Source organism: Clostridium sp. (genome assembly GCF_017888565.1).
GTDB lineage: Bacteria > Bacillota > Clostridia > Clostridiales > Clostridiaceae > Clostridium.
On the sequence record NZ_JAGHFX010000018.1, the window covers coordinates 65,499 to 90,730 of the forward strand.

A 25,232-nucleotide genomic window follows, 5' to 3' on the forward strand; every position below is an offset into this window, starting at 1 on the left:
ACAATAATAGTATAAGAAGATAAAATTATACCAATGAATAATGCAAATCATTTGCAAAAGAGGTGGAGAAATGAAGAAAAAATTAGTAGGTGTAATTCTTGTGCTAGGAATTATATTTTCTTTTTCTGGATGTGTGGATAAAGGTAATGAGAATAGCAGTGAAAAATTAAGAGTAGGAGTTACAATCAATCCGCTAAAGGATTTTACAGAAGCTATAGGTGGAGATAAAGTAGAGGTGTTTTCAATAATACCAGATGGTAGTGATGCACATAGCTTTGATCCAAAACCAAAGGATTTAAAAGATTTAATAAATACTAATATGTTTGTGTATAATGGGCTTGACATGGAAGAATGGATAGATTCTGTTTTAAACACAGTTGAAGGTAAAGATATCAAAATAGTAGAAGCTAGTAATGGGATAGAGCCAATTAGTATATCAGAAGAGGATCATGAGCATGAAGAGGGAGAAGAAGAGCATAAGCATAGTGGAAATGACCCTCATATGTGGCTAAGTTTAAGCGATGCAACAAAACAAGCTGAGAACATAAAAAATAGTTTAGTTGAAATGGATCCGGAAAATAAAGATTACTATGAAAGTAATTATGAAAAGTTAAAACAAGACTTTGCTAATTTACAAAATGAATATGAAAGTAAGTTTCAAGAAATAACAAATAAGGATTTTGTTACTGGACATGCAGCCTTTGCTTATTTATGTAGAGACTTTGGATTAACACAAAAAAGTATAGCTGATGTATTTGGAGAAGGCGAATTAACTCCAAAAAATTTAGAAACATTGATAAATTACTGTAAAGAAAATAATGTTAAAGTTATATTTAGTGAATCTACAGCAAGTGCAAAAGAATCAGAAACTTTAGCAAGAGAAGTTGGAGCTAAAGTAGAGAAGATATATAGTCTTGAAACTAAAGAAGATGATAAAGGTTATTTAGAAGGTATGAAATATAATTTAGAAACTATATACAATTCATTAAAAAATTAATCTCTATATGTAAAATATAGTATTTTCAATAAAGATTTAAAAGATATCGGATAATAGGTATTAAGAGTTCCTATATCCGATTTTTATTATCTATTAGAAAATGTATATAAGTTGTAATAGATATTCTATATTTATATTAATTATATTTATAATTGATAGTATTGAAGTAAAGCTATTGTTTTAGCAACTTGTATAAAAATTTAAATACTATATGCTTTCAATTTTGTTGATTTACTTAAGTAAGTCTATTAACTTTTAATAATATAGAACTATAGTAATGAAGAAAATTAATTGAAACATATAGATTTTAATATGGTAAAATTATTAAGTAAGGTATGATAAAATTGTTAAGTAAGGGTGGTGTAAATTATGAGTAAGGCATTAAGTTATTATGAAGGTGAAATTTCAAAATATGAAGAGAAAATAAAAAATATAAATGGAATTATAACTAAGCTTTCTACCGTAAGATTGATAATAGTTATTATGGCTGTATTATTGGCATATTATTTTTACAAAGGAGAAAGTATAGCATACTTAATATCATCTATAGTTATATCTGTAAGTATATTTATTGTAGTAGCATATTATCATAACAAAAGAATTCAGGAAAAAAGAGAGTATGAAATTTATATAAATATAAATAAGAATGGTATAAATAGAATAAAAGGAACTTTTAAAGAAAAGGAAGATAAAGGAGAAGAATTCTTAAGAGATGATCATCCATTTGCAAGTGATCTAGATATATTTGGAAGAAACTCGCTTTTTCAAATGATTAATTCAACAAGGACTAAGTTTGGAAGGTCTAAATTATCTGAAATGTTAAATTTAAAGGTAATTCCAAGTAGAGAAGAAATATTAAAAAAGCAAGAAGCTATAAATGAGTTAGGTAAAAAAGTAGAGTGGAGACAACGTCTAGAAGTTAAATCTACTATTAAAAAGAGCGGAACAAAAAATATAAATGAACTTTTAGAGTGGGCAAATGGGAAAAGTGAAATAAAACCATTATTTAAGATAGTTCCCTATTTATTTATTGTAATTACTATGATATCAATAGTATTAGTAGTTTTAAAAATCTTACCAATAAGTTATGTAATTTTAGTTTTTATGATTAATTACTTAGTAGTAAAAATACTTACAAAGGACCTAGTACAAATAATAAAGTTATTTGATAAACATAAAAAAGATATAGAAGCATATACAAATTTATTGATACTTATAGATAGTGAAAATTTCGATTCTGTACTTTTAAAAGAGCTAAAGAATAAGATGAAATCCTCAGGTAAAAGCTGTGTTGAAGAAATGAAATCACTTAAAAAACTAGTTGATTGGTTAGGTGATAGTTCATCTAATGCATATTATTTATTGTTAAACGTGACTGTATTATCAGATACTTTTATTCTAAGAAATTTAGAAGAGTGGAGAAGGTTAAATGGAGATAAACTAGGACAATGGCTTAATATAATGGGTGAGTTTGAAGCTTTATCTAGTATATCTAATTTATCATTTGATTTTGATGAATGGAGTTATCCTACAATTAGCAATTTAGACGTGGTTGAAGGTATAAATATAGGTCATCCTATGTTAGGGGAAAGAGCTGTAGTTAATAGTTTCACTTTAAATCATGATTCAAAAGTTGCTTTAATAACAGGTTCAAATATGTCTGGAAAAAGTACTTTTTTAAGAACTATTGGTTTAAATCTACTTTTGAGCTATATAGGAGCTCCTACTTGTAGTAATGGATTTACTTGTGGAGTTTTTAGTATATATACATGTATGAGAACTAAAGATAACTTAGAAGAAAGTATATCATCATTTTATGCTGAAATATTAAGAATAAAAATACTTATTGAAGCTGCTAAAAATGGAGAAAAGGTGTTTTTCTTATTGGATGAAATTTTTAAAGGTACAAATTCAAAGGATAGACATGAAGGGGCACAGGTTCTTATAAATCAATTAGTAACTAACAATGCTATAGGGCTTGTTTCTACTCATGATTTAGAATTATGCGATTTAGAAAAAACAAAGAAATGGATTAAAAATTATAACTTCCAAGAATACTATGAAAAAAATAATATCAAGTTTGATTATAAATTAAGAGAAGGAAGAAGCAAAACTCAAAATGCAGTTCATTTAATGAAGCTAGCGGGTATAGAATTTAATGATAATTAAATTGAACTATAGAAACTATCTTTCTATAGAAAAACTACTAAATAAAAATGTAAAATTATTGATGTAATTTAAATAACTAAAAATTAATTAATAAAAAACTCCTTTTGGAGTTTTTTATTAATTTTACATTTTGAATGTTAAAGCATATGTTGTATAGATAGTACTTTCAAATTTATTATTGTAAAAATTCTAAATAATAGTGAAAAGAATTTAAGAAAATGGCATAATATACCTATAATAATAATTAATGAGAGGTATGCAAATGGCGTTTATAATAATTGATTTAGAATTTAACAATCTAGAAGGAATACATAAGTATTATCCAAATATATTTGAAGATTATCCGTATTTACAAAATATAGATTTAGATAATGAAATAATAGAAATAGGTGCAATAAAACTAGATAATTATATGAAGCCGCTTGAAGAGTTTAAGACATATATAAAACCATCTGTTATTCCTGTATTAAATCCAAAAATATCAGAAATAACAAACATTAAAGAAGTGGATTTAGAAAAAGGGGTAACATTCGAGGTAGGAATTGAAAATTTATCAAAAATTATAGGAGATGGAGATATTATTTGTTCTTGGGCAAAAGATGACATTATAGAAATAATTAATAATGCAGTATATCATAAATATGATAATTTAGATTGGCTTAAAAATTACCTTGATTTACAAGAATATTCAACAAAAATATTAGGTAAAAAGAAATCACTTAGCTTGAAAAATGCCTTGGAAGAATTAAAGATAAGAATAGATAATAATAAATTACATGATGCTTTAAACGATGCTATTTATACTTCTTTAGTATTTAAAAGGATATATAATTCAAGAGCATTAAAAAGTTATATAATTAAAGATATCTATAATATGCCGGCAGTAGAGTTAAAAAACTTATCAGAGTATAAATTAGATTTAGATAAAATAAAATACAAATGTCCTAAGTGCAATGTACATTTAGAGATTGAGTATGATTTTATACCTATAAAATGGAGATTTGTATCTCTTTGTAAATGTCCTAGGTGTAATAATAAGATTTTAAATGAAGTAATAGTAAAAAAGACATTTAGTGGGGAAGAGGTATATAAAGAAATTTCTACTATTGTTGATGAAATAGAATATATGAATTATAGTTATAAAATAAAAAAAACTAGGTGATAAATTAATAAAATATTAAATAATTATAATTTTAAAACAATTACATTATAATTATGATAAAATGTATATGTGGCTTAGTTTTAAATTATAAGTATGGGAGATTGATAAAATATGAATATAGCATTTTTTTTAACACCTAAAAATGAGGTTATATATGAATATTTAGATGCAACCATGAGACAAGTTATAGAGAGAATGGAACATCATGGATATACAGCTATTCCCTTAATAGATAAAGAAGGAAAATATGTTGGAACATTAACAGAGGGTGATTTGCTATGGAAGCTTAAAAATACCCCTGATTTAAATTTTAAAAATACTGAAAATGTTAGAATTATAGATATTCCAAGAAAAAGAAAGCATAAAAGTGTTTCAATAAATGCAGATGTAGAAAGCTTAATTTCACTTGCTACAAATCAAAATTTTGTACCAGTAGTAGACGATGAAGGAATATTTATTGGTATAATAAAAAGAAGTGATATAATTAATTATTGTTATGGTGAAATGAGAAAAAAGAAAATAGTATAATCAGAATATATAGGAGGATTGGTTATGATAATAGTTATTTCTCCTGCAAAAACTTTAGATTTTGAAGAAATAGATAATAACTTACCAATGAGTAAGCCGAGGTTTTTAGAAAAGTCGCAGGAAATTATGAATGAGTTAACTAAATATGATAGTTACTCTTTAGAAAAGCTTATGAAGATAAGTACTAAATTAGCAACATTAAATAAAGATAGGATTGAGAAGTGGACAACTAATCTAGAAACTTCTAAACAAGCATTATTAGCTTTTAGAGGTGATGCTTATAGGGGGATGGACGTTGGTAGTTTATCTCACTCTGAGCTTTTTTATGCAAATGATCACTTAAGGATTTTATCTGGTCTTTATGGAGTTTTAAGACCATTCGATGGAATAAATGAATATAGGTTAGAAATGGGAATAAAGTTACCAGTTAATGATTTAAAAGATTTATATGAGTTTTGGGATGAAACTTTAGAAGAAAGTATATTAGATGAAATAAAGAATCATAAAAATAAGACTATAATTAATCTAGCATCTAAGGAGTATTTTAAATCTATTGAAGGATTGGATAATAGAGAAGAAGTCAATGTGATTACAATAACATTTAAGGAATTTAGAGGTGATAAGTATAAAATAATTTCCTTAAATGCTAAAAGAGCTAGAGGTATGATGTCTAGATATATAATTCAAAATGAGATAGAGGATATAGAGGATGTCAAAAAATTTAATTTAGATGGATATGAATTTAATGAAGAAATGTCTACTGAAAAGGAATTAGTTTTTACTAGAGAATAGTAAAAATGTAATAGTTAGAGAAGTGCTTTAGTAGGTTAATTTTAAATTTTGTAATAATAGATTAAAAAGATTTATATGTTGCATATTTTAATAGTATATGATTGTTAGAATAAGTAAATTATATGAGAACAAAGGGGGTCGCGAAACGCGATCCCCCTTGTTATATATTGAGAAAATATTTAACTACACAAAACTTTTTTTCTCTAAGAAATAATAATTGAATTTAAGCTTGTTCATAAGTTTCAACAACTAAATTAAATTCTTCTTCATCAGTTATTTCACCAAACTCATCAGATGAGATTCCAGGATAATAATAAAGAATAAATTTATCGCTAGAATCACTAAGGTTTTCTAGTGCTATATACAATCTATCATACTCACAATTTTCTATAGTAGCAAGAACCTTATATCTACTAGCTTTACCAGTATTGTTATTAGTTAAATCTAAAATAAAGTCTTTATGAAAGCGAACATTTAATTTAGATTTATCGCAGGTCTTTATATATGAATTAGATCTACATCCACTACAACTTTGAAATTGACATTCTTTTATGCAATTTAAACATGCACATCTAGAACAATTTTCAAATTGATTAAATACAGCTAAGTTATTTTGTTTATAGTCAGTTAATTTTGCTTTACTATTATCTTTCTTGAAAAAACTGAATTTTTTATTTTTATTAGAGTATTCTGCATCATTTAACATATCCATATATTCTTTTAATATAGAAAGTTTAGAATAATACTTTCTCTTTTTTAAGATGCTTTCATCAAGAAAAGGACTAACTTCACTTATAGCATAAGTTATATCAGTATATGTTTTACCAACGGTAGCCTTTTCCTCATTTATAAAATCAATAGTACTGGACATTTAATCACCTAATTTGCATTCTTGTATTTTTCAAGTTCTAAATCAAGATCAACAGTATCTAAAGCTTCAAATTCACTATCAAATGTATCAACATCTCTAAGTTCACCTAAACCGTTTGCTAGTGATTCATGCTTTTGAATTTTTCTTTCAATACTATCTATTTCAATTGAATTTGATTTTGTTTGAACATTAGCAAGAACTTCATTAACCTTTTGAGTAGCCTTTGCATTACTATATCTTGCAGCAGCTTCATCTCTATAATTTCTTGTTTTTTCAATTTCTGATTCTAAAGCAGCTAAATTCTTTTTTATAGCGTCTGCTTGTGCTCTTGCAGTTTCATAACTAGATTTTAAACTTGTATATTTCTTTTCAGATTCAAGCTTTTTAGATAAAGCTCTTTTAGCTAAATCTTCATTGTTTTTAGATAAAGCTAATTTAATCTTATCTTCAAAATCCTTAACTTCTAACTCAGCAGATGCCATTTTCTTTTTAATTTCATGTGCATTTCCTATAATTTGTGCAGAGTTTAATTTAGCTGTGTTAAGCTGCTTTTCCATATCTCTAATTTTTTGATCTAATAACTCTATTGGATTTTCCATTTCATCTAAAGTTGAATTTACCTTTGATTTTAACATATTTGACATTCTTGTAAAAATACCCATAATTTGGCCTCCTGAAATTAATATTTTCTATTCTTTAAATAAATTCGTATTACAATAACTATAATTATGAAGATAATAGCAAGTGTGAATATAGAACCAAATGAGATTCCGCTTCCCCCTCTACTAAAACCAAAGTTTCTCATAGCAGAAAGGCCATAAGCTATTTCTCCAAAAGAAAATCCTTTATCATAACTAGTTGTTGTATTCCTATTATCTTTATCTTGGGTGCTTTTGTTTTCACTTGTCGAACTATTTGAATTTTTCTTTTCATCTTCTGTAGTTGTACTAAATGATCCAGATGAAAAGTTTTTAGAAGTTCCAGATTTACCCTTATCTACATTGCTAAAGGAACCACTTTTATATCCACTAGATGAAGTTGAGGTGGATTTTGAGTCGGAACTTGATGTACTTGATTTACTATTACTGCTACTATTACTAGATTTAGAACTATTGGAGCTCTTTGAGCTATTACTAAATGAGCTGCTTTTAAAACCACTAGTTGATTTAGAAACATTTGATTTACCACCACTGGATTTAAAGCTACTAGAACTAGATTTAGTACTTGATTTAAAGCTGGAACTAGATTTAAAGCTTCTAGAGCTTTTAGGTTTTGCAGAAACAGTTATTTCTCCATGAGTAATATTATCAAATACAGATATTGTATCAATAAGGAAACTAGAAGTAAGAAAAACAAAAGTTAAAAGTAGCGTGAAAATTAGTTTTTTATTATTCTTTTTTATAAATTTCACCTCCAAGAAAAAGATTGTATTTACATAGTATAGTAAAAATAATAATTTTTCAAAGCTGATTTAAAGGTAAATAGTAGCAAAAATTAAGAGAAGTATTAAAAATCTAAATGCATCTCGCTATATCGTAATAATACTAACATTTAATATTAAACTATATCATTTTAAGAGTTAATAATTAACCTTTTGAAAAATAAGCTAAGATTTTATTATAATATATTTAATTATAGCATATATAAATAACTTATATAAGTTTAAGAGTAATTACATATTTATTTTATGAGGGCAAATATAGTAAATAATTTAGTGATATAAAAATTTTTATATGGCTATTTATATTTAAATATAATATTGTATAGTATATTAGTAGGTTAAATAAATATATTTAAGATTATAAAGATATTAATAAACTTAAAGTCTTGTAATCAATATCATATTATTCTAAAATTAATTTATAATACAACATTTTTAAGGAGTGAAATACATGACAAATCAAAATTTAGAAGAAACTATGGGAGATTTATTAAAAGACTTCGATGTTAAAAGAATAAGAACAGGTGACATATTAGATGGAGAAATAATTGATGTAAATGATAAAGAAGTTATGGTAAATATCAATTATGCATTCGATGGAATGATTTCAAAAGAAGATTTAACTAGTACAGATAAAGATCCTAGGGAAGTTGTAAGTAAAGGAGATAAAATAAAAGTATATGTTTTATCACCTAACGATGGAGAAGGATATGTTAAGCTTTCAAGAACAAAGGCTTTAGAAATAACTGAAAAAGAAGAAATTGAAAAAGCTTTTAAAAATGAAGAAAATATAACTGTATATGTTAAAGAAGAAGTTAAGGGCGGCTTGGTTGCTTATTATGGTAATATAAGAGTATTTATACCAGCATCACTAGCTTCAAGAGAAAGAATAGAATTAAGTACATTAGTAGGAAAAGAATTAGAAGTTAGAATTATAGAGTTAGATTTTAGATCAAGAAAGATAGTTGCATCAAGAAGAATATTAGAAGATGTTATATATGAAAATAAGAGAAAAGAGTTATGGAAATTAGTTAAGTCAGGAGAAAAAAGAACTGGTGTAGTTAAAAAGCTAATTAAAGCTGGAGCAATAGTTGATATTGGAGGAATAACTGGTTTAATTCACTTAAATGATTTATCTTGGGGAAGAGTACACAGAGCAGAAGATGTAGTAAATGTAGGAGATAAAGTTGAAGTATTTATTGGGGAAGTAGATACTAAAAATGAAAGAGTATCATTAATATTAAAAGATATAGATAAAGATCCATGGGAAACAAATGTATCAAACTTAAAAATTGGAGATCTTTTAGAAGGTAAGGTAGTTAAATTCCTTAACTTTGGAGCATTTGTGGAACTATTCCCTGGAGTAGAAGGTCTAGTTCATATAAATGAAATAACAGATGAAAATATAGCTAAGCCATCAGATGTATTAACATTAGGACAAAATGTAAAAGTTAAAGTTTTAGATGTTGATAAATTAAATAAGAGAATATCATTAACTATAAAAGATGCTGAGGAAAAATCTAAGGAATATTTACAATATAATGATAATGATGAAGGTGTATCATTGGGAGAGTTATTTAAAGGATTATTTTAATATTTAAAAATAAATATAAATTTATTGAGAGGAACTTATTTATTATTAAGTTCCTTTAGTTATATAATAAAAGTTAATAATAGTAAATATTATGATTTTGAATATAGGTTTTTAAGTGAGCTGAAACTTAGTTTTAACTGAGTTTCTTTTTTTATTCACAAATTAAGAGGATAAAATATAGATGTTAAAAAGTAAATATAAGTTTTAACTCTTATGTTCACAAGTTATTTAAAAAATTGAAATTAACAAATATCAGGAATAATCTTAGAAAGTTTATATGCAAGTAACTGATGGCTTTCCTTACTGAAATGTATATAATCATAGGGATACATAGTCATACCTTTGATAGAAGATGAATCTAAAAAATGGCACTTATTTCTCTCTGCAACTTCTTTGTACAGAGAAGCAAGTGCTTTGGATTTTTCTGCACATCCTTTTCCCATTTCACCTGAAACAGAAGTGTTTTCATAACCAATTTCAATTGGAAGTGGTGCAATTAATAGGATATTAGGATTGCTTTTCCATACCCCAGTAGTTGAGATTGCCTTTTGAGTAAGGCGCTCTAAGCCTCTTGAAATGTTTTGAGACGTAGCAGAGAATCGTTCCTTAGTATCATTTGTTCCAAGCATAATTATTAATAAATCAATAGGCTCATGTGTCAATAAGCTTGGAGAAATATATGAAATTCCATCTAGACCTTCAAAAAGTGGATCGCTAAAGACAGTTGTTCTTCCACTAAGTCCTTCTTCTTTTACAGAATAATTATCTCCAAGATATTTAGATAAAAGACATGTCCATCGTTCGTCTTCTGTAAAACGACCGTTATTTGAAGAGTTATATCCATGAGTATTAGAATCACCAAAGCATAAAATAGTTTTTTTCATAGTTACCATATTTTTATCCTCCTTTAGATATATATATAAATAATAATATGATAATAGCATATATTTTGGAAAAAACAAACAAATAATAAAAAAAATTTTTTTTTATGGAAAAATGTTGAAAAAAATTTTCAAACATGATATATTCTCTTTAGAAAATGTTTACAAATAATTTTCGCTTGTATAATTTAAAAATACAATTTTATATTTAACTAATTGATATGAAAAATTAGTAGAAGTTATTAAAAGTAATATTGTGACTTTAATATGGTTTAAAAGGGAATGTGAGATTAAGGGTATGATAATCTATTAAAATTTAAATAAATTTTATTATGGGAGGGTATATTAATGAAAAAGAAATTATTAGCTACTCTACTTGCTGGAGTGATGTCTGTTTCACTTATAGCGTGTGGAGAAAAATCCAGTGATGGCTCAAACAGTAATGACAGTGGAAAAACTCAAATAACATGGTGGGCGTTTCCAACATTTACTCAAGAAAATGCAAGTGATGCAGTAGGAACATGGGAACAAAAAATAATCGATGCATTTGAGTCAGAAAATCCAGACATAACTGTAAAATTAGAAACAATAGACTTTACTTCAGGGCCTGAAAAAATTACAACAGCAATTGAAGCGGGTACAATAGCAGATGTTTTATTTGACGCACCAGGACGTATAATTACTTATGGAAAAGCTGGTAAATTAGTAGAATTAAATGATATGTTTACAGATGAATTTGTAAATGATGTAAACAATGATGCATTATTACAAGCTTGTAAAGCAGGAGATACTGCTTATATGTATCCAATAAGTTCTGGTCCCTTCTACATGGCATTTAACAAAGAAATGTTAAAAGAAGCAGGAGTTCTTGATTTAGTAAAAGAAGGATGGACAACTGATGACTTTGTAAAGGTTTTGGAAGCCTTAAAAGCTAAGGGATATAATCCAGGATCATTATTCAGTAATGGACAAGGTGGAGACCAAGGTACACGTGCTTTCTTCACAAACTTATATAGCACTAGCATAACAAATGATTCACTTACGGAGTATACTACAAATGATGCTAATTCAGTTAAATCAATGGAATTAATTAAGAGGTTAATAGAAAACGGTTCATTAATGAATGGCTCTCAATATGATGGTTCTGCTGATATTCAAAACTTTGCAAATGGACAAACTGCATTTACGCTTTTATGGTCATCAGCTCAACCAGGCACACAAGCTAAATTATTAGAAGCAAGTAAAGTTGATTACTTAGAAGTAACATTTCCATCAGAAGATGGAAAACCAGAATTAGAATACTTAGTAAATGGATTCAGTGTATTTAATAATGGTGATGAAGCTAAAATAGCTGCCTCTAAAAAATTCATCCAATTTATTTGTGATAACAAAGAATGGGGTCCAAAGAACGTTGAAAGAACAGGTGCATTCCCAGTTCGTAAATCTTTTGGTGAAATATATAGTGATGAAAGAATGAAAGAAATTGGTTCGTGGACAGAATATTATTCTACTTACTACAATACAATTGATGGATTTGCTAAAATGAGAACTCTATGGTTCCCAATGCTTCAGGCAGTATCAAATGGAGAAGCAGAACCAAAAGCAGCTTTAGATGATTTTACTAATAAAGCAAATGAAACAATAAAAAAATAAGTGTATTAAAATAATATCTTCTTGTACATTATTTTAATGTGCAAGAAGATATTTTAAAAATATTACTTTTTAGATAAGTGATTGGAGGGAAAATATGAAAGTTTCAAGCAAATTAAAGATGAGAGAGACTATTGTGTCATACTTTTTTCTTGCTCCTGTATTAATATTCTTTGTAATATTTGTTTTGACTCCTATGATTATGGGATTTGTTACAAGTTTCTTTAATTATACAATGACTGATTTTATATTTGTTGGAATAGATAATTACATAAATATGTTTAATGATAAAGTATTTATTAAATCATTAATAAATACTCTAATAATTGTAATAGGATCCGTTCCGATTGTAGTAATCTTCTCTTTATTTGTAGCTTCACAAACATATGAAAAAAGTGCATTTACTCGTTCTTTTTTTCGTTGTGTATTTTTCTTACCTGTTGTTACAGGGAGTGTGGCTGTTACGGTTGTATGGAAATGGATCTATGATCCTTTATCAGGTATATTAAATTATATTTTAAAAACAGGAAATATTATTGACCAGAATATTAGCTGGTTGGGCGATAAAAGATATGCATTAATTGCAATTATAGTTATATTACTTACTACATCAGTTGGACAGCCAATTATACTTTATATAGCATCATTAGGAAATATAGATAAGTCGTTAGTAGAGGCAGCTCGTGTAGATGGAGCCAATGAGTTCCAAGTATTCTGGAAAATAAAATGGCCAAGCCTATTACCTACAACACTTTATATAGTAGTTATAACAACAATTAACTCATTCCAATGCTTTGCTTTAATTCAGTTATTAACATCGGGTGGGCCAAACTATTCTACTAGTACAATTATGTACTATCTATATGAGAAAGCATTTAAACTTTCCGAGTATGGATACGCTAATACAATGGGAGTATTCTTAGCTGTATTAATTGGTCTTATAAGCTTTGCACAATTCAAAATTCTAGGTAATGATGTAGAATATTAGGAGGGAGAGAGCATAATGAAGAAAAAAATCACACCTTTTGGGGTAATAACAATAATACTTTTGAGTATCTTAACTATTATTTTTGTATTTCCTTTCTATTGGATTATGACCGGTGCGTTTAAGGCTCAGCCTGATACGATTAAAATTCCACCACAATGGTGGCCAACAGCTCCAACATTGGAGAACTTTAAACAATTACTTATTCAAAATCCAGCAGGAAAATGGTTGTTTAACAGTATTTTCATTTCATTAGTTACAATGATTTTAGTGTGCATAACATCTTCACTTGCGGGATATGTTTTGGCTAAGAAGAGATTTTATGGTCAAAAACTTTTGTTTTCTGCTTTTATTGCAGCAATGGCATTACCAAAGCAAGTTGTATTAGTTCCTTTGGTGAGAATTGTAAATTTTTTAGGGATGCATGATACATTAGCAGCTGTAATTCTTCCATTGATTGGATGGCCTTTTGGAGTATTTTTAATGAAACAATTTAGTGAAAATATTCCTGGTGAATTATTAGAGTCAGCAAAGATTGATGGTTGTGGTGAATTTAGGACATTTATAAATATTGCATTTCCAATTATAAAACCTGGATTTGCAGCATTAGCAATATTTACATTTATTAATACATGGAATGATTACTTTATGCAATTAGTAATGCTTTCATCAAGAAATAAACTTACAGTTTCACTTGGTGTAGCAACTATGCAAGCTGAAATGGCAACAAACTATGGATTGATAATGGCAGGTGCAGCCTTATCAGCAATTCCAATAGTTGCTGTATTTCTAATGTTCCAAAAATCATTTACACAAGGTATTACAATGGGCGCTATAAAAGGTTAATTTATATAAATGGAACTATCGAAACACAATGACCTTTAATTAGCAGGTATGTGAAAGGTAGTTCCATTTTAAATTTTTATCTGATAGTAAAAGGAGATATTCAGATGATATATGATGGTATAAAAAATATTGGTAAGTATAGAGGACAATTTATATGGTTAGATAAAGCAATTAGTTTTTTAGAAACAACAGATTTGAAATAGTTTCCAATTTGATGTACAGGAATAGCAGAAGATAAAGTGTTTTTGAATGTAATGGAAGCTGAAGCTAGAGAAGAAGATGAAACAAAATTTGAAATACATAAAAAATATATGGATATTCAAATTGACATAGAAGGAACAGAAAATATTAAAATTGGCTTAAAAATAGAAAATGTCATTGAGGCATATAGAGAAGAAATAGATTTAGAATTAGTTAATTGCATTGAATCTACAATGTGTAGTTTAGGAAAAGAAAGATTTATTATTTGCATGCCAGATGAACCTCATAAGCCAGGAATTGCTACAGGAGAGAATATTTATCTTAAAAAATGTGTAGTAAAAGTAGCTGTGAATTAGTAGTTAAAATAATTGATAGGAGAAGAATATGTCAGGAAATAGAGGGTATTTATCAAGTAAAATATTTAATCTAGATAATGGAATTATGCGCTTTTTTTCAAGAATATTAGATATGGTGGTATTGAATCTTTTGTTCATTATATGCTGCATTCCTGTTGTGACAATAGGAACATCGTTGACTGCTATGTATTCAATAACATTAAAAATGGTAATAAATGAAGAATCGCATATTATAAGAGGATTTTTAAAATCATTTAAGCAAAATTTCAGGCAAGGAACAACGATTGGAATGATAGCAATTATAATAACACTCTTTATTATAATAGATTTAAGAATTATAGGAATAACTGGGAATGATAGATTGAAAGTATTACAAGTGCTATGTTATATAGTAGCAATTTGGGGATATATTATATTTTTATATGCATTTCCGATTTTATCTAGATTTGAAAATACAACAAAAGAAGTATTTAAGAATTCATTTGTAATTAGTATTGTTAATTTTAAATGGACTATACTATTTATGCTTCTTAATGTTCCTTTTATGTTGATGCTATTTTATTCTGGAGTATCTATGTTTTTACTTTTTACAATATTAATTATATGTGGATTTTCTGGCTTAGCGCTAATTCAGTCATTTATTTTCTATAAAATATTTAAAAAATATGAAAATTATGAAGGTCTTCAAGAAATGAATTTGAAATAATGTTATACAGAAAGGAAAGTATTATGAATAATAAAGTTAATAGTTTAAAAGGCAAATTAATAGTCTCATGTCAAGCATTGCCCAATGAACCACTTCATTCCTCATTTATAATGGGAAGAATGGCACTTGCAGCCAAAGAAGGTGGTGCAGCTGGAATTCGTGCAAATACAAAAGAGGATATTGCTGAGATACAGTCACAAGTGGATCTTCCCATTATTGGAATTATAAAAAGAGATTATGATGATTCTAAAGTTTATATTACGCCAACTATGAATGAGATTGATAAATTGATGGAAGTAAAGCCAGATATTATAGCACTGGATGCTACTTGTGAATTGAGACCAGAGAGAAAGACATTAGATGAATTCTTTAAAGAAGTAAAGAAGAAATATCCAGATCAACTTTTTATGGCAGACTGTTCTACTGTAGAAGAAGCTCTTCATGCAGATGAACTAGGATTTGATTTTATCGGGACAACAATGGTTGGTTATACAGAACAGAGTGTAAATCTTAAAATCGAAAATAATGATTTTGAGATTATTAGAGAGATTCTTTCAAAAGCAAAACATCCAGTAATAGCAGAAGGTAATATAAATACACCGCAAAAAGTTAAACGTGTAATTGAATTAGGATGCTATAGTGTTGTAGTTGGCTCTATTATAACAAGACCTCAGCTTATTACGAAAGCATTTGTAGATGAGTTACGATATAATAAATAAATTAGCCTTGTGTGGCGAAAGGAGATTATTATGAGAGATTTAAATAAGTATAGAGGAGTAATTCCTGCATTTTATGCATGCTATGATGAGAATGGAGAAATAAGTCCCAAAAGAGTGAGGGAGCTTACTGAATTTAACATAAAAAAAGGTGTTAAAGGTATTTATGTAAATGGATCTTCTGGAGAATGTATTTATCTAAGTGTAGAAGAGAGAAAGCTTATTCTTGAAAATGTAATGGCAGTTGGAAAGGGAAAACTTACCGTGATTGCTCATGTTGCATGTAATAATACAAAAGATAGTGTAGAGCTTGCAAAACATGCAGAAAGTTTAGGTGTAGATGCAATTGCAGCAATTCCTCCAATATATTTTAAACTTCCTGAGTATGCAATTGCAGCTTATTGGAATGCTATGAGTAATGCAGCGCCAAATATAGATTTTATAATATATAATATTCCACAGCTTGCAGGTGTTGCTTTAACACAGGGTCTTTATTCAGAGATGCGTAAGAATCCTAGAGTAATTGGTGTGAAAAATTCCTCTATGCCAGTACAGGATATTCAGATGTTCTGTGCAGCTGGTGGAGATGATTATATTGTGTTTAATGGTCCAGATGAACAATTTATTAGTGGACGTGCTATTGGTGCAGAAGGAGGCATTGGTGGTACATATGGTGTTATGCCAGAATTGTTCCTGAAACTTAATGACCTTATAATTGGAAATAAAATAGAAGAAGCTAGAAAACTTCAGTATGATATTAATGAAATTATCTATAAAATGTGTTCCTGCTATGGAAACATGTATGGAGTAATAAAGGAGATTCTTCGTATAAATGAGAATTTAGATATAGGAAGTGTAAGAGAACCACTAGTAGCATTGAGTTATGAAGATATTTCAACTGTAAAAGAAGCTGCTCTTATGATTAAAACAGCTATTAAAAAATATTGCTAAATTTAAAGTCTTAAAAGAGGTGAATTTGTGAAGAATTATGTAAGTATTGATATTGGAGGAACTGCAATAAAATACGGAGTCATTGCTGAGGATGGAACAATATTAATAAAGGATAATATAGATACAGAGGCAGAGAAGGGTGGCCCTGAGATTCTAAATAAAGTCTTTAAAATTGTAGAAAACTATTTAGAAGAATATAAAATAGTAGGAATTTGCATTTCAACAGCTGGAATGGTTGACACTGAAAAAGGAGAGATTTTTTATTCATCTCCTTTAATTCCTAAGTACACAGGAACAAAATTTAAAGAAGAGTTAGAAAGAAAGTTTTTGATACCTTGTGAAGTTGAAAATGATGTTAACTGTGCTGGATTAGCAGAGAGAATTTCAGGAGCAGCTGTTGATAGTAAAGTAACATTATGTCTTACTATAGGTACTGGAATTGGAGGATGTATACTTATTGACGAAAAAGTATTTCACGGTTTTAGTAATAGTGCGTGTGAGATAGGATATATGAAGATGTTTGATAGTGATTTTCAAACATTGGGAGCAACTAGTATTTTAGCAAAAAAAGTTGCAGAGAGAAAACAGAGTTCAATAGAAATATGGGATGGATATCATATTTTTGAAGAAGCTAAAAAAGATGATGCCATATGCATAGAAGCTATTGATGAGATGATAGAGATAATTGGAATTGGAATTGCTAATTTGTGTTATGTAATTAATCCACAAGTAGTTGTGCTAGGTGGGGGAATTATGGCTCAAGATACATATCTAAAACCTAAAATTGAGAAAGCACTAAAAAAATATCTTTTGCCAAGCATTGCTAAAAAAACAAGGCTGGAATTTGCAAAACATAAGAATGATGCAGGAATTTTAGGAGCATTCTATAATTTTAAAAATAGATATTAATAAAAAATTCAGCTTAAGCTGAATTTTTTATTAACTTATAAGTTTGATGTATAATAATGTGTTAACTTGGCTAGTTGAATAAACAAGCAAAATTATACTAAACTTTCTCTATCTTAAGCATATTTGTTCCACCGGTAGTAGCACTTGGCATTCCTGCTGCAACTATTATATCATCACCTTTTTCAGCAATAGATAAGTTAGTAGCCACTTTTTTAGCTTCACTTAATATTTCATCAGTAGTAGTAAATACGTCACATTTAGTAGGGAAAATACCGAAATTAAGATTTAAGCCTCTTCTAACTTCATCATAAGGAGTTATAGCAATAATTGGGCATTTAGGTCTATATTTTGATATAAGTTTAGCTGTTGCACCGCTATTTGTAGCAGCAACAACTGCCTTTGAATGTAAAAGGTTTGAACTTCTACAAGCAGAATAGCTAATTGCTTCAGAGAATGATGTTAATGAAGGTTCTTTTAATCTTTTATTTAAGTAGTTATAGTCTAAGTTGTCTTCTGTTTCTATTGCAATTCTAGACATTGTTTCAGCAGCTTCTATAGGATAATTTCCACTTGCACTTTCACCGCTTAACATGATTGCATCAGTTCCATCAAAGATTGCGTTGCATATATCACAAGCTTCAGCTCTAGTTGGAAGAGAGTTTCTAATCATTGAGTCTAACATTTGAGTAGCAGTTATAACTATTTTTCCAGCTTCGTTACATTTTCTGATTATGTTTTTTTGAATAATAGGAACTTTTTCAATAGGAATTTCAACTCCCATATCACCTCTAGCAACCATTATTGCATCTGCTGCTTCTATAATGGAATCTATGTTATCAACACCTTCTTGATTTTCTATTTTAGCAATAATTTGTATATAGTCACCACCATGAGATTTTAATACATTTCTTACATCTTCTATATCAGAGGATTTTCTAATAAATGAAGCTGCAACAAAATCAACCTTATTTTCACATCCAAAAACTAAATCTTCCTTATCTTTTTCAGTTATTGATGGTAGATTTATTTTTACATTTGGAACATTAACACCTTTATGATTTTTAATAGTTCCACCTACTGTTACGGTGCAATTAATTTTATTTCCGACTACATCATCTATTCTAAATCTTAACAAGCCATCATCAACTAATATTTCACCGCCGACTTTAACATCTTTATATAAATCTGTATAAGATATAGAACATTTTTCAGTATCACCAAGTATTTCATCACCGCAAATAAAAGTAAAGTCTTGGCCTTCTTTAAGGTCAACTCCGTCATTTATAAAATTATGTGTTCTAATTTTAGGTCCTTTAATATCTAGGATAATAGCAGTAGGGGCATTTAAGTCTTCTCTTACTTTTTTTATAAGATTCATTTTTTCTTTATGTGTTTCATGAGTTCCATGAGAAAAATTTAATCTGGCAGCACTCATTCCTATTTCGATAAATTTTTTTAGAGTTTCTTCGTTATCACTTGCAGGTCCAATTGTAAAAATCATTTTTGTTTTTTGCATAAAAATCACCTCACATTTTAATTAGCAAACATAATATTAAGAATATTTCGAATAATTATAATAAAAAAATAGAATTTAAGTATTATATATACTATGATATACTTAAAACTATATATTAATTCTAACATAATTTACTAGGAAGGGAGAAAAAAACATGAATATTTTACAAAATTTAGAGCCAAAGAGCGTTTTTAAATACTTCGAAGAAATATCACAAATACCTAGAGGATCAGGAAATGAAAAGGATATAAGTGATTATTTAGTTAATGTTGCAAAGAAATTAAATTTAGAAGTAATACAAGATGAAGCATTAAATGTTATTATAAAGAAACCAGGGACAAAGGGATATGAAAATTCTGAAACGGTGATACTTCAAGGTCATATGGATATGGTTTGTGAAAAAAATAAGGGAACAGACCATGATTTTCAAAAGGATCCATTAAAATTAAGAGTAGTAGATGATATGGTTTATGCAACTGATACTACTTTAGGAGCAGATAACGGTATTGCAGTTGCATATGCATTAGCAATTCTTGACTCAACAGATATACCACATCCGCCAATAGAAGTTTTAATAACAACAGATGAAGAAACAGGTATGTCAGGTGCTATGGCAATTTCAAAAGAGCATATAAATGGGAAAATATTATTAAACTTAGATAATGAAGAGGAAGGTCATTTATTAGTAAGTTGCGCAGGGGGAATAAGAAGCAAACATACATTAAATGTTACTTTAGAGGATGCTGGTGATTATAATAACTTCTTAAACATTGCAGTAAGAGGATTAAAAGGTGGCCATTCTGGAATGGAAATAAATAAAGAAAGAGGAAATTCTAATAAGATAATAGGTAGAATTTTAAAGTCTTTATTATCTTTAGATTATAAATTAGTTTCAGTAAATGGTGGATCTAAAAATAATGCTATACCAAGAGAATCAGATGCAATAATAGCATTAAAATCAGAAGATGTAGCAAAAGTTAAAGAATTAATAAATAATTGGAATAAAGTTTTATTAAATGAATTAAAAACACAAGATCCTGGTGTTAAAATTAGTATTTTAGAAAATACAGAAAATATAGAAAAAGTATTTACAAAAGAATCTACTGAAAAAGCTGTAAACCTATTATACTTAATACCTAATGGAATAAACACAAATAGTGTAGAAATAAAAGATTTAGTAGAAAGTTCAACTAACTTAGGGGTTGTTACTACTGAAGGTAATAAAGTAGAATTTGATAGTGCTATAAGAAGTTCAGTTGCATCATTAAAAGATGAAATAGTTTTAAGAAGTAAAACTATAGCAGAACTTATTGGAGCTGATTTTGAAACAACTGCAGGATATCCAGAGTGGCAATATGATAGTGAATCAAAGGTAAGGGGAATTTGCCAAGATGTCTATAAGAGAATGTATGGAAAAGATGCAAAAATAGTTGCAATACATGCTGGAGTAGAATGTGGGTTATTTAATGAAAAATTAGGAAAGCTAGATATGATTAGCTTTGGACCAGATCTTTATGATGTTCATACACCACAAGAACATATGAGTATAACATCAGTAAAAAATGTTTGGGAGTACTTATTAGAAGTACTAAAAGAATTAAAATAAATTTATGAATAATTAAATAAACGATTAAATATAAATAGCTAGACTATAAAATAATAGTCTAGCTATTTATATTTAACTCTTAACTTTTCACTTATAAATTGCTTTGCAATTTATAAAAATAAAAAAAATAAGTTACATAATGAATATTATTAAATCTAATTGAATATATATTTAATATAAAAAGAGGGGGATGATAAAATGAAGTACACAAAATATCATTACAAAAAGAAAAATGAGGGAGCTAAGTTTTTGACGTCCTTGGCTATGACAACACTTGCAGCTGTAATTATAGGCTTAATTGGAGCTTGGGTATTACTTAAGATTATTCCTGATATTAATAAAGGGAATGGAATAACACAAGAACCAGTAGTAAATGCAAATAATAGTACTGAAAATAATGGACAGCAAGTTCAAGAACAAAAATTTGCATTTATACAATGTGGTTATTTTTCAAAAGAGGATAATGCAAAACAGGTGTTAGCAAAAATAGAAAACGAATTTAACTCTTTTATGATTAAAGATGAAACAGGGAAATTTAAGGTCATAGCTGGTATAGCCAAAGAAGAAGATAGTTCGAAAATAACAGAAGAATTAAAAGCAAAGTCAATTGAAAATGCCAAAATAGGTATATCATTAAATAAAAATGATGAAGTTCAAGGGCAAATAGGAGCTATAACAGAAGGATACCTACAAATAATAAATACTGCAAGTGAAGATGAAGTAAAAGAAATAAATACTAGCGATTTTAAAAATTGGACAAAAGAATTAAATGAAGTTAATGAGGGGGATGGAGTAGAAGTTCTTAAGGAATATAAGGCACATATAGAGACATTACCAGAAACAATTAATAAGGAAAATATAGTATCAGAATTAGAGTATATCTATTCTATTTTAGTAAAATGGCAAAAATAAAAAATGCCATATGGATAAAAATAACAAAACTATTACAAATAAATAAAAATTAAATAAAGAAAGACAAAGCTACTTGTTTGGAAACTTATATAATGATACACTATATAAGATATAAGATAGGGGAAAATGGCTTTGTCTTTATATCTTTGCATTGCTAATTTAAGTATTTTAAGACTTAAATGATTAAACCATACCGTTTTGTCAATACTATAAAATATGTGTAAAAATAGGATGTGATAGGTTTGAATTATGTTTTAGCGTCAGGCTCAGAAAGACGACAGGAACTATTACATAGAATAGTAGATGAATTTAACATAATAGTAAGTGACTTCGATGAACATAAGATTTTATTTAACGGGAATGTAGATGAATACGTAATTGATTTAGCTAAGGGAAAGGCTCTTAGCGTTAAAGAGAGTCTAAAAGAAGAAGCTATAATAATTGCAGGAGATACAGTAGTAGTTTTAGATGATAAAATCTTAGGAAAACCTAATAATGAAGAAGATGCATACAGCATGTTAAAACAACTTAGTGGAAGAACTCATAGAGTTTATTCTGGATTAGTAGTGATAAACATGTACAATAATAAAATTGAACAAGAATCTCTTTATACTGAAGTTAAATTTTCTAATTTAACCGAAGAGGAGATAAAAAGTTACATAAAGACTGAAGAACCGCTTGATAAAGCAGGAGCTTATGGAATACAAGGGTATGGTGGAGTGTTCATAGAAGGTATTAATGGGTGTTATTATAACGTAGTAGGATTACCGTTAAATCTTTTGAATAAAATGATTAAGAAGGTTAAATAATAGGGATTTAGGGTATATTTATTAATAAAATTATTATTATTTTGAGGAGTATTTATATGAATAATAGTATAAAAGTTATAGATATGCCAAAAGAAGAAAGACCTATAGAAAAATTGCTTATAAACGGGCCTGAAATACTAAGTAATGCAGAGCTTCTTGCTGTAATTTTAAGGACAGGAACAAGAGGGGAAAATGTAATTTCTTTAAGCACAAGAATACTTTCAGAGTTTGATGGACTTAATGGTTTATTAGACATAGGTATTAGTGAAATTACTAGTATAAAAGGAATAAAAAATATAAAAGCAAGTCAAATATTAGCTATTGGAGAGCTCTTTAGAAGATTTAATTCATTAAATCTGATAAGAGCTGATAAGAGTATATCTTCTCCAAGAGATATAGCAAAGCTTTTAATAAATGAGATGATGAGTTTAAAGCAAGAGATTTTGAAGTTGATAATGTTAGATACAAAAAATAATATTATAGGTATCAAGGATGTTTTCAAGGGAAGCCTTAATACATCTATAGTGCATCCGAGAGAAATATTTAAAGAAGCTCTTAAAAAAAGCAGTTCGAGTATAATTATTTGTCATAATCATCCATCAGGAGATCCTACACCAAGTAAAGAGGATATAAATATTACATTAAGATTGAAGGAATGTAGTAAAATAATAGGGATAGATTTATTGGATCACTTAATAATTGGAAAAGATAAGTTTGTAAGTTTAAAAGAAAAAGGAATAATTTAAGCGAAAGGGGAATTCATATGGGATTTTTCAGTAGTAATAAGGATATGGGAATAGATTTAGGAACAGCAAATACGCTTGTTTTTGTTAAGGGGAAAGGTATAGTTTTAAGTGAACCTTCAGTTGTAGCTATTAATAGTGGAACAAGAAAGCCTTTGGCTGTAGGTGCTGAAGCTAAGCTTATGATAGGAAGAACACCTGGGAATATAGTAGCTATTAGACCATTAAAAGATGGTGTTATAGCTGATTTTGACGTAGCACAAACAATGTTAAAAAAATTAATAGAAAAAGTAACTAGTAAGAGTGCATTTACTAGTCCAAGAATTATAGTTTGTTATCCATCAGGTGTAACAGAAGTTGAAAGAAGAGCGATAGAGGAAGCAGCTAAATTTGCAGGCGCAAGAGATGTTGTATTGATGGAAGAACCTATGGCAGCAGCTATTGGAGCGGGACTTCCAGTTGGAGAGCCAACAGGAAGTATGATAGTTGATATCGGAGGAGGTACAACAGAAGTTGCTATAATTTCGTTAGGAGGAATAGTAACTAGTAAATCATTAAGAGTAGCTGGTGATGAATTAGACCAAGCAATAATTGCATATATTAAGAAAGAATTTAACTTAATGATTGGAGAAAGAACAGCAGAACAAGTTAAAATGGAATTAGGTTCAGCATACAATACTGACGAAGAAGAAATAAGTATGGAAATCAAAGGAAGAGATATGATTACTGGACTACCAAAAACAGTTACAGTTACAGATACTCAAATTAGAGAAGCATTAAGAGAACCTGTATATGCAATAATAGAATCAATAAAGACAACTTTAGAAAAGACACCACCTGAATTAGCAGCAGACATAATGGAAAAAGGAATAATGTTAGCTGGTGGAGGAGCTCTACTAAGAGGGTTAGATCAATTAATTAACCACGAAACAAATATGCCTGTTCATATAGCAGAATCACCACTTGATTGTGTTGTTTTAGGAGCAGGAAAAGCATTAGATAACTTTGATGAATTAAGTAAGAGTCAAAGAGGTCAATAATGAAGCTTCTAAAAAATAAACTGGCAGTTACTATAATAGTACTGTCAGTTGCCTTTTTAGGCATAATTATTTATACAATGAATAATGAAGAAAAAGGTTTTGTTTCCAGTGGTGTAGGTAGTGCTGTTAATCCTCTTCAAAAAGTAGTTTATTCAATAAATGATAAGATAAAAGGTACATTAGATTTCTTTTTAAATTTTTCAAAAATAAAAGAAGAAAATGAAGAATTAACTAAAGAAAATATAGATTTAAAAAACAAATTATTAGAATATGATAAGTTTAAAGAAGAAAATGATAGACTTAGAGAAGTTTTGAATTTTAAAAATTCAAAGAATAATTATGATTATTTAGGGTGTGAAATAATCGGATATAGTGGAGAAAGTTTTTCAAGTGGATATGTAATTGATAAAGGCGAAAATGATGGCTTGAAAAAAGATATGATTGTAATTTCAAACAAAGGTCTTGTTGGACAGGTTACCAGTACTGGGTCTAATTGGGCAATAGTTCAAAGTTTGCTAAATGAAAATATAGCAGTTTCAGTAATGGTGAATAGTACAAGAGAAACAACTGGAATATTAAAAGGATATGTAACTCATAGCAACCAAAACTTAACTAAAGTTACTAATTTACCAATAGATTCAGAAATAAAAGAAGGCGATGTAATTCTTACGTCTGGGCTTGGTCAAATATATCCTAAGGAAATTAGAGTTGGAGAAGTTATATCTGTAGAAACAGATGAAATTAAGGTAATGAAAACAGCTATAGTTAAGCCTTTTGTTGACTTTAATAAGCTAGAAGAACTTTTTGTAGTTATTCCTAAGGAAACAAGAGAAGTAAAATATGATAATTAG

25 protein-coding genes are annotated in these 25,232 nt (G+C 28.3%); 20 read left to right on the forward strand and 5 right to left on the reverse strand.

The window, feature by feature from the left end; genetic code table 11:
* Window positions 1-70: 70 nt before the first annotated feature.
* From J7M87_RS03480 to yaaA, 5 genes are all read left to right on the forward strand, one after another.
* Window positions 71-997 carry a zinc ABC transporter substrate-binding protein gene (locus tag J7M87_RS03480; RefSeq protein ID WP_291648694.1) on the forward strand — a complete coding sequence of 309 codons (927 nt, stop codon included), beginning with the start codon at window positions 71-73 and terminating at the stop codon, window positions 995-997.
* A 369-nt stretch (window positions 998-1,366) separates the two neighbouring features.
* Window positions 1,367-3,166, forward strand: a complete 1,800-nt coding sequence (locus J7M87_RS03485) for a MutS family DNA mismatch repair protein (RefSeq protein WP_291648696.1) — start codon at window positions 1,367-1,369, stop codon at window positions 3,164-3,166.
* Window positions 3,167-3,428: 262 nt separating this feature from the next.
* Window positions 3,429-4,328: a 3'-5' exonuclease gene (locus J7M87_RS03490; protein ID WP_291648698.1), complete on the forward strand. Its 900-nt coding sequence runs from the start codon at window positions 3,429-3,431 to the stop codon at window positions 4,326-4,328.
* 111 nt (window positions 4,329-4,439) lie between these two features.
* Window positions 4,440-4,856 carry a CBS domain-containing protein gene (locus tag J7M87_RS03495; RefSeq protein WP_291648700.1) on the forward strand — a complete coding sequence of 139 codons (417 nt, stop codon included), beginning with the start codon at window positions 4,440-4,442 and terminating at the stop codon, window positions 4,854-4,856.
* Window positions 4,857-4,880: 24 nt separating this feature from the next.
* On the forward strand, window positions 4,881-5,648 hold the full coding sequence (gene yaaA, locus J7M87_RS03500; RefSeq protein ID WP_291648702.1) for a peroxide stress protein YaaA: 768 nt from the start codon (window positions 4,881-4,883) through the stop codon (window positions 5,646-5,648).
* Window positions 5,649-5,871: 223 nt separating this feature from the next.
* On the opposite strand, the gene J7M87_RS03505 is transcribed toward yaaA, so the two are convergent.
* Genes J7M87_RS03505 through J7M87_RS03515 form a run of 3 tightly spaced genes read right to left on the reverse strand, consistent with a single transcriptional unit; the run spans window position 5,872 to window position 7,930 of the window.
* Window positions 5,872-6,519: a DUF1292 domain-containing protein gene (locus J7M87_RS03505; RefSeq protein ID WP_291648705.1), complete on the reverse strand. Its 648-nt coding sequence runs from the start codon at window positions 6,517-6,519 to the stop codon at window positions 5,872-5,874.
* An 8-nt stretch (window positions 6,520-6,527) separates the two neighbouring features.
* Window positions 6,528-7,181 carry a PspA/IM30 family protein gene (locus J7M87_RS03510; RefSeq protein WP_291648707.1) on the reverse strand — a complete coding sequence of 218 codons (654 nt, stop codon included), beginning with the start codon at window positions 7,179-7,181 and terminating at the stop codon, window positions 6,528-6,530.
* Between the two features lie 17 nt (window positions 7,182-7,198).
* The gene (locus J7M87_RS03515; protein WP_291648709.1) at window positions 7,199-7,930 is read right to left on the reverse strand and encodes a hypothetical protein; all 732 of its coding nucleotides are present in this window, start codon (window positions 7,928-7,930) and stop codon (window positions 7,199-7,201) included.
* Window positions 7,931-8,411: 481 nt separating this feature from the next.
* Between J7M87_RS03515 and rpsA the strand changes: the two genes are divergently transcribed.
* A complete protein-coding gene (rpsA, locus tag J7M87_RS03520; protein ID WP_291648711.1) occupies window positions 8,412-9,554 on the forward strand; it encodes a 30S ribosomal protein S1 in 1,143 nt (380 codons plus the stop codon).
* A 242-nt stretch (window positions 9,555-9,796) separates the two neighbouring features.
* On the opposite strand, the gene J7M87_RS03525 is transcribed toward rpsA, so the two are convergent.
* Entirely contained in the window at window positions 9,797-10,447 is a 651-nt protein-coding gene (locus tag J7M87_RS03525) for a GDSL-type esterase/lipase family protein (RefSeq protein ID WP_365844397.1), read from the reverse strand.
* Window positions 10,448-10,783: 336 nt separating this feature from the next.
* Here J7M87_RS03525 and J7M87_RS03530 point away from each other — a divergent pair, with 336 nt between their 5' ends.
* The 8 genes from J7M87_RS03530 to J7M87_RS03565 all read left to right on the forward strand — a co-directional run bounded on the left by J7M87_RS03530 (window position 10,784) and on the right by J7M87_RS03565 (window position 17,755).
* Window positions 10,784-12,088 (forward strand): ABC transporter substrate-binding protein, encoded by a 1,305-nt coding sequence (locus J7M87_RS03530; protein WP_291648713.1) that lies wholly within the window; start codon window positions 10,784-10,786, stop codon window positions 12,086-12,088.
* A 94-nt stretch (window positions 12,089-12,182) separates the two neighbouring features.
* Complete coding sequence (locus tag J7M87_RS03535; protein WP_291648715.1) at window positions 12,183-13,073, forward strand: sugar ABC transporter permease; 891 nt, start codon at window positions 12,183-12,185, stop codon at window positions 13,071-13,073.
* A gap of 15 nt (window positions 13,074-13,088) precedes the next feature.
* Entirely contained in the window at window positions 13,089-13,916 is an 828-nt protein-coding gene (locus J7M87_RS03540; RefSeq protein ID WP_291648717.1) for a carbohydrate ABC transporter permease, read from the forward strand.
* Window positions 13,917-14,140: 224 nt separating this feature from the next.
* Complete coding sequence (locus J7M87_RS03545) at window positions 14,141-14,473, forward strand: YhcH/YjgK/YiaL family protein (protein ID WP_291648875.1); 333 nt, start codon at window positions 14,141-14,143, stop codon at window positions 14,471-14,473.
* Between the two features lie 28 nt (window positions 14,474-14,501).
* Window positions 14,502-15,179, forward strand: coding sequence for a DUF624 domain-containing protein (locus tag J7M87_RS03550; protein WP_291648719.1), 678 nt, complete (start codon window positions 14,502-14,504; stop codon window positions 15,177-15,179).
* Between the two features lie 23 nt (window positions 15,180-15,202).
* Window positions 15,203-15,898: an N-acetylmannosamine-6-phosphate 2-epimerase gene (locus J7M87_RS03555; RefSeq protein ID WP_291648721.1), complete on the forward strand. Its 696-nt coding sequence runs from the start codon at window positions 15,203-15,205 to the stop codon at window positions 15,896-15,898.
* A 30-nt stretch (window positions 15,899-15,928) separates the two neighbouring features.
* Window positions 15,929-16,846 carry a dihydrodipicolinate synthase family protein gene (locus J7M87_RS03560; protein ID WP_291648722.1) on the forward strand — a complete coding sequence of 306 codons (918 nt, stop codon included), beginning with the start codon at window positions 15,929-15,931 and terminating at the stop codon, window positions 16,844-16,846.
* A 27-nt stretch (window positions 16,847-16,873) separates the two neighbouring features.
* Complete coding sequence (locus J7M87_RS03565; protein ID WP_291648724.1) at window positions 16,874-17,755, forward strand: ROK family protein; 882 nt, start codon at window positions 16,874-16,876, stop codon at window positions 17,753-17,755.
* Window positions 17,756-17,852: 97 nt separating this feature from the next.
* On the opposite strand, the gene pyk is transcribed toward J7M87_RS03565, so the two are convergent.
* Window positions 17,853-19,271, reverse strand: coding sequence for a pyruvate kinase (gene pyk / locus J7M87_RS03570; RefSeq protein WP_291648726.1), 1,419 nt, complete (start codon window positions 19,269-19,271; stop codon window positions 17,853-17,855).
* A 154-nt stretch (window positions 19,272-19,425) separates the two neighbouring features.
* Between pyk and J7M87_RS03575 the strand changes: the two genes are divergently transcribed.
* From J7M87_RS03575 to mreC, 6 genes are all read left to right on the forward strand, one after another.
* Complete coding sequence (locus tag J7M87_RS03575) at window positions 19,426-20,877, forward strand: aminoacyl-histidine dipeptidase (RefSeq protein ID WP_291648728.1); 1,452 nt, start codon at window positions 19,426-19,428, stop codon at window positions 20,875-20,877.
* 198 nt (window positions 20,878-21,075) lie between these two features.
* Complete coding sequence (locus tag J7M87_RS03580) at window positions 21,076-21,789, forward strand: SPOR domain-containing protein (protein WP_291648730.1); 714 nt, start codon at window positions 21,076-21,078, stop codon at window positions 21,787-21,789.
* Window positions 21,790-22,031: 242 nt separating this feature from the next.
* Window positions 22,032-22,598, forward strand: a complete 567-nt coding sequence (locus J7M87_RS03585; protein WP_291648732.1) for a Maf-like protein — start codon at window positions 22,032-22,034, stop codon at window positions 22,596-22,598.
* 56 nt (window positions 22,599-22,654) lie between these two features.
* Window positions 22,655-23,344, forward strand: coding sequence for a DNA repair protein RadC (gene radC, locus J7M87_RS03590; protein ID WP_291648734.1), 690 nt, complete (start codon window positions 22,655-22,657; stop codon window positions 23,342-23,344).
* A 17-nt stretch (window positions 23,345-23,361) separates the two neighbouring features.
* A complete protein-coding gene (locus J7M87_RS03595; RefSeq protein ID WP_291648736.1) occupies window positions 23,362-24,381 on the forward strand; it encodes a rod shape-determining protein in 1,020 nt (339 codons plus the stop codon).
* Window positions 24,381-25,232: a rod shape-determining protein MreC gene (gene mreC / locus J7M87_RS03600; protein WP_291648738.1), complete on the forward strand. Its 852-nt coding sequence runs from the start codon at window positions 24,381-24,383 to the stop codon at window positions 25,230-25,232. The genes J7M87_RS03595 and mreC overlap by 1 nt, the downstream gene beginning before the upstream one ends.